General features: G+C 53.7%; 11 protein-coding genes and 1 pseudogene. 4 read left to right on the forward strand and 8 right to left on the reverse strand.

Going from position 1 to position 12,754, the window contains the following annotated elements; translation table 11 throughout:
- Window positions 1-1,098: replication-associated recombination protein A (locus ACEQU8_RS07490; protein ID WP_370262664.1), on the forward strand; the 1,098-nt coding region annotated here is incomplete at its 5' end.
- A 93-nt stretch (window positions 1,099-1,191) separates the two neighbouring features.
- Window positions 1,192-2,493 carry a serine--tRNA ligase gene (serS, locus tag ACEQU8_RS07495; protein ID WP_370262666.1) on the forward strand — a complete coding sequence of 434 codons (1,302 nt, stop codon included), beginning with the start codon at window positions 1,192-1,194 and terminating at the stop codon, window positions 2,491-2,493.
- 3 nt (window positions 2,494-2,496) lie between these two features.
- Here serS and ACEQU8_RS07500 read toward each other — a convergent pair whose 3' ends face one another.
- The 3 genes from ACEQU8_RS07500 to ACEQU8_RS07510 all read right to left on the reverse strand — a co-directional run bounded on the left by ACEQU8_RS07500 (window position 2,497) and on the right by ACEQU8_RS07510 (window position 4,999).
- A complete protein-coding gene (locus ACEQU8_RS07500) occupies window positions 2,497-3,831 on the reverse strand; it encodes an MFS transporter (RefSeq protein WP_370262668.1) in 1,335 nt (444 codons plus the stop codon).
- 6 nt (window positions 3,832-3,837) lie between these two features.
- The gene (locus tag ACEQU8_RS07505; protein ID WP_370262670.1) at window positions 3,838-4,407 is read right to left on the reverse strand and encodes a hypothetical protein; all 570 of its coding nucleotides are present in this window, start codon (window positions 4,405-4,407) and stop codon (window positions 3,838-3,840) included.
- 205 nt (window positions 4,408-4,612) lie between these two features.
- On the reverse strand, window positions 4,613-4,999 hold the full coding sequence (locus ACEQU8_RS07510; protein WP_370262671.1) for a GIY-YIG nuclease family protein: 387 nt from the start codon (window positions 4,997-4,999) through the stop codon (window positions 4,613-4,615).
- A gap of 226 nt (window positions 5,000-5,225) precedes the next feature.
- Between ACEQU8_RS07510 and ACEQU8_RS07515 the strand changes: the two genes are divergently transcribed.
- On the forward strand, window positions 5,226-5,951 hold the full coding sequence (locus ACEQU8_RS07515; RefSeq protein WP_370262672.1) for an NYN domain-containing protein: 726 nt from the start codon (window positions 5,226-5,228) through the stop codon (window positions 5,949-5,951).
- 25 nt (window positions 5,952-5,976) lie between these two features.
- On the opposite strand, the gene ACEQU8_RS07520 is transcribed toward ACEQU8_RS07515, so the two are convergent.
- A complete protein-coding gene (locus tag ACEQU8_RS07520) occupies window positions 5,977-7,656 on the reverse strand; it encodes a long-chain fatty acid--CoA ligase (RefSeq protein WP_370262674.1) in 1,680 nt (559 codons plus the stop codon).
- A gap of 824 nt (window positions 7,657-8,480) precedes the next feature.
- Here ACEQU8_RS07520 and ACEQU8_RS07525 point away from each other — a divergent pair.
- Window positions 8,481-9,440 (forward strand): hypothetical protein, encoded by a 960-nt coding sequence (locus tag ACEQU8_RS07525; protein ID WP_370262675.1) that lies wholly within the window; start codon window positions 8,481-8,483, stop codon window positions 9,438-9,440.
- 10 nt (window positions 9,441-9,450) lie between these two features.
- Here the strand turns inward: ACEQU8_RS07525 and ACEQU8_RS07530 are convergent, their stop codons facing one another.
- The 4 genes and pseudogenes from ACEQU8_RS07530 to ACEQU8_RS07545 form a co-directional block, all read right to left on the reverse strand.
- A complete protein-coding gene (locus tag ACEQU8_RS07530; RefSeq protein ID WP_370262676.1) occupies window positions 9,451-11,370 on the reverse strand; it encodes an ATP-binding cassette domain-containing protein in 1,920 nt (639 codons plus the stop codon).
- On the reverse strand, window positions 11,367-12,284 hold the full coding sequence (gene prmB / locus ACEQU8_RS07535) for a 50S ribosomal protein L3 N(5)-glutamine methyltransferase (RefSeq protein ID WP_370262677.1): 918 nt from the start codon (window positions 12,282-12,284) through the stop codon (window positions 11,367-11,369). Before prmB ends, ACEQU8_RS07530 begins: the two co-directional genes overlap by 4 nt.
- Before the next feature lie 5 nt (window positions 12,285-12,289).
- Entirely contained in the window at window positions 12,290-12,628 is a 339-nt protein-coding gene (locus ACEQU8_RS07540) for an ArsC/Spx/MgsR family protein (RefSeq protein WP_370262679.1), read from the reverse strand.
- Window positions 12,629-12,672: 44 nt separating this feature from the next.
- A pseudogene (locus ACEQU8_RS07545) lies at window positions 12,673-12,754 on the reverse strand (2,3,4,5-tetrahydropyridine-2,6-carboxylate N-succinyltransferase); the annotation flags it as partial.

Genomic DNA, 12,754 nt, shown 5'->3' on the forward strand with positions numbered 1-12,754 from the left:
AATTCCCAGTTTATTGCGCTGTCTGCCGTGCTCTCTGGGGTAAAAGACATTCGCGCAGCCGTAGACCAAGCCGCTGCCCATGCCAAAGCGGGGCAGGCCACCATATTGTTCATCGACGAAATACACCGCTTCAACAAATCCCAGCAAGACGCTTTGTTGCCATTTGTGGAGTCGGGTTTGGTTACCTTTGTGGGCGCAACCACAGAAAATCCATCCTTCGAGGTGAATTCAGCCCTGTTGTCGCGCTCGCAAGTGTATGTGTTAAAAGCCCTGCTGCCAGAAGATTTTGCAAAGCTGCTTGAGCGTGCTTTGGTGCATCTGAACCTTCCCATTGCAGTCACAGAGCAAGCGCAACAGGCATTGGTGCAGCATGCCGATGGCGATGCCCGCCGTTATCTTAATTTACTTGAAGTGGCCTTGCTACAAGCGGCGCATGCGGGTCTTGACGAGGTTGACCATGAGTTTTTGGTTCGCATCGCCCCCAACCAAATTCGCCGTTTTGACAAAGGCGGCGACGCCTTTTACGACCAAATTTCAGCTTTGCACAAGTCTGTGCGTGGGTCTGATCCCGATGCCGCCTTGTATTGGTTTTGCCGGATGCTCGATGGTGGCGCCGACCCGCGTTACCTGGCCCGTCGAATAGTACGTATGGCTTGGGAAGACATTGGCCTGGCTGATCCACGCGCCATGACCATGGCCAACGAGGCAGCCCAAACCTACGAGCGCCTGGGCAGCCCCGAAGGAGAGTTGGCGCTTGCCCAAGCGGTGATATACCTCGCGATTGCCGCCAAAAGCAATGCAGCCTATGTGGCCTACAAACAGGCCATGGCCCACGTTAAACAAACAGGCTCGTTGCCGGTGCCCATGCATTTACGCAATGCCCCCACGCGGTTGATGAAGGAACTCGGTCATGGGGCAGATTACCGCTACGCCCACGATGAGGCCGATGGGCATGCAGCCGGCGAGCGATACTGGCCCGATGACATGCCTGGCACTCCTCAGTATTACCAACCGACCAATCGTGGGCTCGAAATCAAAATATCCGAGAAAATGGCATGGATCGCGCAACGCAATCAATCTGCCAGGGGCAAAAAATAAGCTTTGCCCACCCGTATTCGCTGCCCCTGCGCGGTCGAATTTAGTACCATCACGTTCTACACCAAACCATCATCAAACCCGGATACCTCACTGATGTTAGACATTCAATTGCTGCGTAAAGACCTGAACACCGTGTTGCAACGCCTGGCCTCCCGTGGGTACCACCTGGATGCCAGCGAATTCAATGCGCTGGAGGGCAAACGCAAGGCGCTGCAAACCAGCACCGAAGAACTCCAAGCCAAACGCAACGCACTTTCAAAGCAGATTGGGCAATTAAAGGCCAAAGGCGAAGATGTTTTGGCTGTGATGGCCGAGGTGGGCGGGCTTGGCGATGCGCTCAAGGCCAATGAGGCCGAGCTGGCCAACTTGCAAGATGCACTCAACGCTTTTTTGCTCAACATTCCAAACCTGCCGCATGAGTCTGTGCCGGTGGGCCCGGGGGAAGAGCACAACGTGGAATTGCGTCGTTGGGGCACGCCACGGCAATTTGATTTTGAGGTTAAAGACCACGCCGACCTTGGGCTCGCTTTGGGACTCGATTTTGAAAGCGCCGCGCAATTGTCTGGCTCGCGCTTTGCTGTGTTGAAGGGGCAGGTGGCAAGGTTGCACCGCGCCCTGGCGCAGTTCATGCTAGATACCCACACCGAACAGCACGGCTACACCGAGCACTACACTCCCTACATTGTTCGTGGGCAAACGCTGCAAGGCACTGGCCAATTGCCAAAATTTGCGGATGATCTTTTTTCGGTTCAGAAGGGGGGCCTCAAGGACGCTGACGAGGGTGGCAACGAGCCTTTGTACTTGATTCCCACAGCCGAGGTGACGCTAACAAATCTGGTGGCCGATCAAATATTAAAAGCCAGCGATCTGCCCATCAAAATGACAGCGCATTCGCCCTGTTTTCGTTCCGAGGCGGGCAGCTATGGTCGAGATATAAAGGGCTTGATTCGCCAGCACCAATTCGACAAAGTAGAAATGGTGCGCATTGAACACCCTGACCATTCCTACGCCGCATTGGACGAGATGACCAGCCACGCCGAGGCCATTTTGCAAAAGCTGGGCCTGCCTTACAGAGTGATCGTTCTGTGCACCGGTGACATGGGTTTTGGTGCCAGCCGCACGCACGACATTGAAGTGTGGTTGCCTGCCCAAAACAAGTACCGAGAAATATCTTCTTGCTCCAACTGCGAAAGTTTCCAAGCCCGGCGCATGAAAGCGCGCTTTAAAAACGAGGCTGGCAAAACCGAGTTTGTACACACCTTAAACGGCTCAGGTTTGGCCGTTGGGCGCACCTTGGTGGCTGTGCTCGAAAACTACCAACAGGCCGACGGCTCAGTGAGGGTGCCCGAGGTTTTGCAACCTTATTTGGGTGGGGCCACGGTCCTGAAGCACTAAGGCTCAAGCGGATGTCCCAGCTTGTTGGCTGGGTAGCACCCATGGGCACAACACAGCGGCGAGCGCAGCCATGGCCGCGAATGCCCACAACATCACTTGGACATCCTGTTGGCTTAGCAGGGCCACTGCGGCGCCAACAAGCAAAATCAGCCCACCTATTATGGTGTTGCTAACAGCGACGTAGGCCGAGCGTTTTTCGGGCGTGGCCATGTCCACCAGCAGGGTTTTTCTACCCAGGCGAACTCCGGCCAGGCACACCGAGAGTACAAAATACACCCCCGCATACAGCATCAGTTCATCAGCCAGAGTGAAGTGCTCCAGCAAAATCATCATCGCGACAATGGTGAGGGCATTCAATGCACTGGCACATCCCATGACCAATCGGCTGGACACGTCGGCCAAGCGACCCCACACATAGCCCGACACGGTATTGGCCAGCCCGGCCATCAGCAACAGAAGCCCAATCAGACCAGTGGCATTGGTGTTTGCTTGAGCAAGCACCACCACCATGGGAATGCCCAAAGACACACTCAAAAGCAGGGTTCGACAAATCACAAAATTGCGAAACGGGGCATCGCTGATTAACAAATGAAGAGATTGCAGGGCCACAACCCCAGCGTTGCCCCCCCCTTCGGTGGCGCCAGGCTCCTCGCGCATGTTGGCAATACAAAGGCTACCCAGCAGCCAACAAAAGCCGGCACCTGCCAGCAGGGCTGCCAGCACCAGGGCGTTGGCCTGTATGGTGTTGTAAAAGCCCAAATTAAGGCCAAGCAAAAGGGTGAATACGCCCGATATTGTTGTGGCTGTGCCCATCAGTGTGCCCCGGCGCGACTTTGACACCGTTTTGCCCAACACGTCCTTGGCGGCTACCGAGCAAATGCCTCGGGCCAAGCTAAACACCAACAAGGCAACAAACACCACTGTAGAGGCCACTTGCGGGCCGGCATCCATGATCAGCGCAAGAGCACAGGCCCACAGGGCCAAGGCGCTGAGGATACCGCCAAACATCCACACGTACTTTCGAACTGGTTTTTCGCGGATTTTGGCAGCAATAAACAACTGTGGAAGCAGGACCCCAGCCTCTCGAATTGGCACTGCCAGGCCAATCAGCAGCATTGGGGCGCCAAGCAGGGCCAAGACCCAAGGAAAAACAAGCCGGGCACTGGCCAGCTCATCGGCCAGTTTGGTGAAGAAGTTGGTGGCCAGATGCAATAAAAAATTGGCTGGCTGATGCTTGCAGGATTCTTCGGGGATGTCTTTGCACACGCGCGCGTCTTCGTCCCCGGTGATGAGGTCGTAGAGCGCGGTGGCGGTGTTTTTGTCAGTTTGGTAGGTCAACGGCCTTTACTGGGCACCAACAGTCGCCTTGATGGCGGCGATAAACTTTTCGCTTTGGGCAATATTGCTTACCGTGGCTTCCAAGCCATGGCGAGCCGATGCCAAGCGAATAAAGCGTTCCATGCGGCGCACTTCATGTTTGTTCCAACGGATTGTGAAGGATACAACACGATTGTTGTCGATCCACACGTTACTTGGCTTTAGGAACATAAAATCGCCCAAAGCGAGTTTGGGCAGACCGGCTTGGCCTGAAGCGTCGAGGCCACTGAATTGAACCAAAAGGGGGGTCCCCTGAACTAGCCAAGCGGGGTTTTCAATGGCGTCACAGAAGATGGAGCAGGTGGACCATGTCAGGCCGCTGTAGCGGACCATGAAAGCCAGCCGAGATTCTTCAAAATTATCTGTTACATCTGAACCCACTGCAGCCAGATCTTCAGGCTTTACTTTAAGAGCGAGTAGCTCTTGCTCAAGCGTGCTGTAAGCCACGCTGGATCGGATCTGCTCAGGAATCGGCTTGACCTGAAGCCAATGAAAGAGGCAGTAGGATCGGGTCAAGCGTTCAGCGATGGAACTCATGGTGGACTCCTGATTAAACAGATTGGCTACTTGTTTGTTTTACCGCCCAGGAACCCAATCAGATTCAGAGCGTGCCTACTACTTTGCGCTACAGCGTACTTCAAAGCGCTTTGAGCTTTAGTGCAATGTGCACTTGCAAAAGTTTCAGCTCTAACAACGTTGCATCGGTTTAACCGGATGACACATTTTGACATTTAATGGGTCATCACGCCGCTTTTTCTTCGCCTCGTTTTTTAAAGGTTTCGCTGGGTGCAGCGTGTTCACCAAGGCGATATTCAAGATTTTCCCACTCCGGGTTCAAGGATTCAATGAGCAGCAAGCGCATGTCACGGGGCCAATTGCGCACGCGCCGCAAACGGGCGGTGAACTTTTCATGGTCATCCCACACTTCAAAATAGACCAGTCTGTCCAAGCGGTGGTAATGCGCATAATCCCGTCGAAGGCCGGCATGATGCTCTTTCATACGGTTAAGCAGGTCGGTGGTATCGCCCAAATACAGGGGGCCGCTGGGCTTTGAATTTGACAAAATATAAAGCCAGTACTGTGGGGCGGTTGTTTCGCCCGACAAACCTGATTGTTTTGCTTGACTCAAACTATCCTCCAAGGGGCTTAAAACCTGAAAATTCAAACCATTAAAAGCAAGCTGATTTCATTGTAAGTAAAGTGCTGACGGGTGGGTGATTATCATCCCTCTTAATGGTTGTGCCCATCGCTATTTTTGACACGGTTTCGGTGTTACGATATGTATGGAGACATATTTCCTGTATTGGTATTTTTCTATTCCTTTATAACTTTATTCTTAAAAATCAAGGGTTTATATGCTCACTGCAATTTTGGTTGATGGTCCGTTTTTTATTCGCCGAATTCGACAAATCTTCCCGAGCTCTGTGCACCACGATGCCAAGGTTATGGCCGATCTCGTTTGGCGATTGTCAGCAGCGCATTTGTTTGAGCGCAACCAGCCCAAAAGGCACTTGTTCCGTATCTTTTTTTACGATTCGCCTGTATTCACCCAAAAAGTAACCTTGCCCATATCCAGGCAACAAATCGACTTGTCCAAATCCAAAGAAGGGCAGTTCCGAGCCGCGTTTCAGCGGCAGTTGCAGCGCAAACGCAAGCTTGCGGTGCGCCTGGGTGAGCCTCGCGAGGCCGACGCATGGAAGCTAAACGAAGACGCCTTGGCCGATTTGCTCGGGAAGCGCATCACGGTCGATGAACTGGCTGACGAAGATTTCACACCCGATTCGTACCCCAAGGGGATTGAACTGCGCATGGGCGTGGATTTGGCCTCGTTGGCCTACAAACGGCAGGTGCAGCAGGTGGTGTTGCTCACTGGTGATGGCGCTTTTTCCAGCGCGGCTGAGCTGTTACGCCATGAGGGCATCGACGTGGTGCTCGACCCCATGTGGCAAAACATTCCAGAAGAGTTGTTCACCTTCATTGACGGTTTGCGCTCAACCTGTCCACCACCAGACCGGGCGGCCGATTTCCTGGCGCGAATCGGCAGCGATTCTTATGAGGCAGACGATTTGCCCGGGGAATAAAAAAAACCGCCTTTCGGCGGTTTTTTTAATCGGCCATGCCTTCAGCATACAGATCGTCAATTCGGTCTTTGAAAGCCTCTAACACCTTGAGCCTTTTCACCTTGAGGGTGGGGGTCAACAAACCGTTGTCCACCGTCCAAGGTTCTTTGGTCGTAATAATTCGTCGCACGCGAATGTATCTGGGCAAATGCTGCAGACGGTCATTGGCCCGCTTGATGAGCTCTTTTTCGTTGGAGTTGGCCGTTACTGCAATCATGCCGATGAAGGGGCGACCTTCACCCACCAACACAATCTGCTCGAATACGTCGTCGCCAATGATGGCGGTTTCTGCATCTTGCGGAGAAAATTTCTCACCGTTGGACAGCACCATGATGTCTTTGATGCGGCCGCGAATGAAAATTCGTCCGTCTTTGAGCTCGGCCACGTCACCCGTGTGCAGCCATCCGTCCTTGTCAATGGCTGTGCGGGTGGCTTCTTCATTCTGCCAGTAACCCAACATCACGTTGGGGCCGCGTGCGAGTAATTCGTCGTTATCGCCCAATTTGACTTCGACATTCGGCAATGCCGGGCCAACCGATTCAGGCACATTGCCCTCAGGCCGGTTCACAGAAATCACCGGGCAGGCCTCGGTCATGCCGTAGCCATGCAAGATGGGCAAACCCATGGCGATGAAGGATTTTGCAATGGTGCTGTCCAGGGCGGCACCACCCACCACTGCAAGCCGTAGGCGACCGCCCAAGCGTTCCAGAATGGGCTGGGCCACTTTGGCGCGCAGCAAAGGCAATTGGAAGTGGTCCACGATGCCACCTTTGCCTTGTTCCATGCGCCAGCCCACATCCACCAACTTTTCGAAAGCCTTGCGTTTAAATCGCGAGTCCTTCACCGAGGCCTGGATTCGACCATAAAACTTTTCAAAAATGCGTGGCACTGCAAAGAGCACTGTGGGGGCCTGCGTTGCCAGGTCTTCGGGCAGTTGGTTGATGCCCCGTGCGTATACCACCTTGGCACCCACGCGCAGAGGCAGGTAGTAGCCGCCCGTGCGCTCAAACATGTGAGACATGGGCAGGAAAGACAAAAACACATCTTCGGGCTTTGCAATGTCCAGCTGGAAACAGCTGTCGACGTTTGAAATGACGTTTTTGTGCGAAAGCATCACGCCCTTGGGGCGTCCTGAGGTGCCCGAGGTGTAGCAAATGGTTGCCAAGGTGTCTTGCTCGAGGTCAAGCAGCTCCAAGGGCTCGATGGTGTTATCAAGGCTTTCAAGTACGCGATTGGCGTTCTCGATGCCATCGGTCTCTTTTTCAAGATCCGATTTGAGTGACAACACACGAACGTCTTTAAGACCTTCTTTAATCAAATTGCGTCCAATGCGGTCGTTCTCAACCACCACAGCGCGCGCGCCCGAGTTTTGAATGCAATAACAAATGTTGCTCGCGTTGTCGTCCACATACAGTGGAACCGACACCAAACCCATGGCCAACGCCGCTTGATCAAAAGCGACCCAGTGCACACCGTTTTTGAGGCAAATGGCAACCCGGTCGCCAGGTTGCAAGCCCATGGACCTAAAAAAGGCTTGCCAGCTGCGAGCCAGGTCGATCATTTCACGTGCTTTGAAATCTACCCACTCATTGTCCAAAAACTGGCGGTACAAAACCCGATTGGGGGTGTTTTCATGCTGCTGAAGAAATGTGGCGATGTTCGCCATATCGTGGTCTCCCGTCTTTGTATTTTTTAAGCTGCCCGTAGTTTACTGAAGCTGGCTTTGCTTGGTAAGAACTGTCATTCTAGTTTTTAAACGAAACCGCGCATACCACGTTCGTGTTAGGTCATTTCTAGGATACCTCAACCAACAGCACACTGAGTAAGCTTGATCCATCTTGGCAAGGTATGGGTGGGCAAAGCATGAGGGCAGGGTGGCTATTCAAAATTTGGCTTTTGGCAGCACTGGGTGTCGGCGCGCAAGGCCCAGCCCAGGCCATTGTTCTGGGGCCACTGAAGGGAAACACCGTGATGGGCGAGCCACTGCGCTTGAGCGCTCAAGTTTCTCAACTCCAGGCAGACCAGATGGGACAGTTGCGCGAAGGCTGCCTGCGCGCAAAACTTGAACCGCAGTTCGGATATTCAGATGGACGGGGTGTTTTGATTGAATCGCCAAGAGTTCGCGCTCAATTTGTACGCATGGGCGCCCATTCAGGCGAATTTTTTTTTGATGCACCGGCTCTGCTTCCAGACCCCTCATTGATACTCCAGCTTGAATCGCATTGCCCTTTAATAACATTTGCTCACCAGTGGGCGGTTCTTCTAAGCCCAGGGCAAGCGGAAGGTGTCGCAAAATCGCCTGGCAAAATAACGGCAGCGGATGTGCACGCACCACAATTTGATTTTGCGAATTCACGCTTGCTGGCCCAGTCGCGTGAGTTGGCGCTCGCTAATACAGCGCGGGCAGCATCATGGCCGTCTCGCGCTGATGTAACGCGTACAAATGCGACGTCTGCCAAGTCCTTGGCGGATACTCCGTTGGCGCCAGCAATGCCGCCGGTAGCCGCTGACCCAATCAATCAGGACCCTTTGCCACCGGTTGAATTGGCGTCTGCCAATCACCTTGTGTATGCCCGGGATGGTTTTTCTGACGCCGAGCGCACAGGCGAGCTGCAACAGCGCAGCCAGGGCTTGAGTCGATCTTTGGCTGAGTTGCTTGCATGGCCTGCGGGGGTAGGCAGCGCATTTTTATTGTTGGGTGGGGTTGCCTATTGGAGGTTTACTTCTGGCCGCAACCAAGCAAGCAGACCGGCCTGCACGCTGGCTGTTTCAACTGCCATGGCAGAAACTGCTCAGGCCGACCAGCAGGGGAATGCAACGCAACATGCCAACAAACCAATGGCCTTTAGGGTAGCGGGAGGGGGTGGCCGTTACGACTCTCTGGAGGCCAATCGGGTGCTGGAGTCGTTTTACACACCAGACCACCCCTCGGGTTTGGATTTTGCGGAAGTGGCCGAGCCTCTCGCAGAGGTATTCGAGCATGACGATCGCCCGCAGCGCTCAATCGACAAAAGTATTCGCCTGCTAAAACGAGCCATTACCACGGAATGGCGCTTGCCAGATTCTTTTCAGGCATTGGTCCGGGAGCGCAACCAGGCACTGCGACTGCATCAAGAAAACGCCTTGAAAGTGTTGCAGTGTCAACTTGGTTTGGTGGAATTGGCCTACCAAGAGGCCATGGAAGGTCGCCCATTCACTTCTGAACAAGGGGCGGAGTTTCTGGTTAGTTTGCTCGGAGATGATTTTGCAAGCCATCTGCAGGCCGACTGGCCAACCTTGCCCGATGTGGTTCGAACCTATGTGCGCGCCAAGTTTTGCGAGGTTACAGGTGCAGACAGTCGCCAACTGTTTAAGAAAAATCTTCAACTATTGGTGGAAAATCCACCGGCAGGCAAGGCGTGCTTCGACGCTTCGCTCTGGCAAGAGTTACTGAGCGAGCAGCCTTGTTAGTGAAAGATATTTAGGCTTTGGCCAACCCCAATTGCTCTTCGAGCGACTCAATGTCGATCATGGCCTCGAGCAAGCGGTTTTCATCCTCGGTTAAGCTGCTGGCAATACGCTCGCGCTCTTGGAATTGATCGCCCGATTGCTGCACAGAGTCTCCATTGGAATAATCGATTTGAGCCAAGGCGGCATCAAGCACTTTCAGGCGCGCCTGCGCCTTTTCAACATGGGCTTCCAGTTTTTTAAATTCATTTTTTAGCTGTTTTAAACGTTGGTGCAACTGCTGTCGATCGGCTTGAGCGCCTTTGGGGCTAAGCTTGGCTTCATGGCTCAAATTGACTGAGCTTGCTGCTTGCGCCTGCGAAGCCTCTTGGCGCAGGGTGTCGGCGTAGTCCTGCAGGTCACCATCAAAGGGCTTGACCTCGCCACCATGCACCCGCCAGTAGGTGTCTGTGATGCTTTCGAGCAAATGCCTATCGTGCGACACCATGACCAAGGCCCCTTCAAACTCGAGCAAGCTGCTGGCCAAGGCTTGCCGAGTCGCGATGTCCAGGTGGTTGGTGGGTTCGTCAAGCAAAAGCAGATTGGGCTTTAAGTAGGCAATCAATGCAAGCGCCAAGCGGGATTTTTCGCCTCCTGAAAACCCGTTCACAGTCTGCTTGACCTTGTCGTCGCGAAACTGAAAACGCGCTAAAAAATCCCGTAGCTGTTGCTCGGTGGCATTTCGGTCAAGCCTGGCCAAATGCTCCAGCGGCGTGGCTTGCATGTCGAGCGATTCGATTTGGTCTTGAGCAAAGTAGCCGTACACCAAACCCTTGCCCTCGACACGTTCCCCGTCCAACAATTGAAGCTCACCAACCAAGCTTTTGACCAGTGTGGTTTTGCCATTGCCATTGGCACCCAGTAGACCAATGCGGTCGCCCGGGCGAATTTCAAGGGACAGTTTATCAAGCACTGGGGAGTGCGCTTGGTAGCCACAGCTTGCCCGGCTTAGCACCACCAAAGGGTCTGGACTTTTGTGAGGTTCCAGGAATGGAATGCTGATGTGCTGGTCAACCTGAAGCGTCTCGATCATTTTAATTTTTTCGAGTCGTTTAACGCGGCTTTGTGCCTGTTTGGCTTTGCTGGCCTTGGCCTTAAATCGATCTACAAAACGTTGCAGCTTTTGGGCCTCTGCGCTGGCTTTTTTGTTGGCTTGGTTGGCCTGCTCGGCCCGTTCGGCAAACGCGCGCTCAAAAGCCGAATAACCGCCAGTGTATTTGGTGAGTGTTTGCTGGTGGAGGTGCACCGTATGCGTGCAAACCGCATCCAAAAAATCCCTGTCATGAGAAATCACCAACACAGTGCTTTGCACTTGTTTGATCCACTGTTCAAGCCACACCACCGCCTCAATATCGAGGTGGTTGGTGGGTTCGTCCAGCAAAATCAAATCGGCACGTGATCCAAGCACCTTGGCGAGGTTTAAGCGCATTTTCCAGCCGCCAGAAAATTCGCCGACCTTTCGCTGAAGGTCTTCGGCCTTAAAGCCCAAGCCATGCAAAATGGACGCAACACGCGACTCGGCCGCGTAGCCGTCCAGATTTTCGAGCTGCTCATACAGCGCTGGCAACTCGTGGTCATTGCCTTTGGCCTGGGCTTGTTCAATGTAATGCCGCACCTGGCTCAATGCCCGGTCGCCTTGAAGCGCAAATTCAAGCACCGTGAGGTGGTTGTCTGTGACCTCTTGATCGATCCAGGCCAGTGTCCAATTGCCAGGCAGCTGTATGCTGCCTTGCTCGGCCTGCAAATCCCCAATGATTGCGCTGAACAAGGTGGACTTGCCAGCGCCATTGTGACCCACCAAACCTACTTTTTCTTGGGGAAACAGGGTGAGGTTGGCTTCGCGCAGAATTACCGTGCTGCCGCGGGCCAAACCCAGTTGTGTGATTTGGATCATGCAGCGCCCAGGTCTTCAGCATGAAGCAGGAACACCTGTTCATCACCGGCATAGGTTTCTAGCCACATGGGATTGAGCTCTGGAAAGGCCGCCTCAAAATGTTCGCGTTCATTGCCCAGTTCAACAATCAGCAAGCCACCGGGGTTCAGATGGGTTTTTGCCTGTGTCAATATTCTTTTGATGAGGTCCATGCCATCATCGCCGCCAGCCAGGGCCATTCTGGGCTCGTGGAGATATTCTGGGGGCAGTTGCTGCATGGATTGCTCATTCACATAGGGCGGATTGCTCAAAATAATGTCGTAACGCTGCCCTTTGAGTTCATTGAACAAATCAGACTCGATGGCTTGAACACGATCGCCCAGGCCATGCTGAGCGATGTTCGCGTTGGCCACCTGCAGGGCTTGTGGCGACAGGTCCACCGCATCAACCGAGGCATTTTCAAAAGTGTGGGCCGCCAAAATGGCTAGGCAGCCCGAGCCGGTGCAAAGGTCAAGGATGCGCATGGGCATCTCGGGCGCATTCACCCAGGGGGTAAGTTGGTCGGCCAACAACTCAGCAATAAAAGATCTTGGAATAATCACCCTTTGGTCCACTTTAAAGCAGTGGCCCTGCAACCAGGACTCGCCTGTGATGTAACTGGCAGGTTTTCGGTCTTCAACGCGTTGCATCAGGTAATGCAACAGCGCTTGTTTTTCGGTCGGCGTGACACGGGCATCCAGAAAAGGATTGATATCGCCCATCGGCAAGTGCAAGGCGTGTTGAATCAGGTAAATCGCTTCGTCCATGGCATTGGCACAGCCATGGCCAAAAAAAACACGGCCCCTGCCCATGCTGCTGACATAAAACCGCAGCCAGTCACGAATGGTGCGGAGAGTGTCCAGGTCTGCCTGGCTGGCTGCTGTGGGCTTGCTCATGGTGGTTAGGCTTGGCTGAAGTCAGTTTGACCGATGGACAACTCGCCTTGGTGCTCTACCACGGGCCGTTTGATGACGGTGGGGTATTCAAGCAACAAGGCCTTGGCACCCTCAGGCGTTTCAGCACTGGCCTTGAGGTGGTCATCCAGGCTTCGCCAAGTGGTGCCCTTGCGGTTAACTACTTTTTCGGCGCCGAAGGCGGCCATCCATTCATCGAGCAACTGCGCACTCACGCCATGTTTTTTGAAATCGTGAAAGACAACGTCGATGCCTTGTTCTTTCAGCGATGCAATCGCCTTTTTAACACTGGTGCAATTGGGTATTCCGTAAACTTTGGCGGTCATCCTGGATTGGGCCTCTTCGGTGTTGGTTAATGTAATGAGTTCGCTTATTCGGCGTTGCGTAGCAACTCGTTGATGCCGGTTTTGGCGCGTGTTTTGGCGTCCACCTGTTTCACGATCACGGCGCAG

The organism is Limnobacter sp. (genome assembly GCF_964228395.1).
GTDB lineage: Bacteria > Pseudomonadota > Gammaproteobacteria > Burkholderiales > Burkholderiaceae_B > Limnobacter.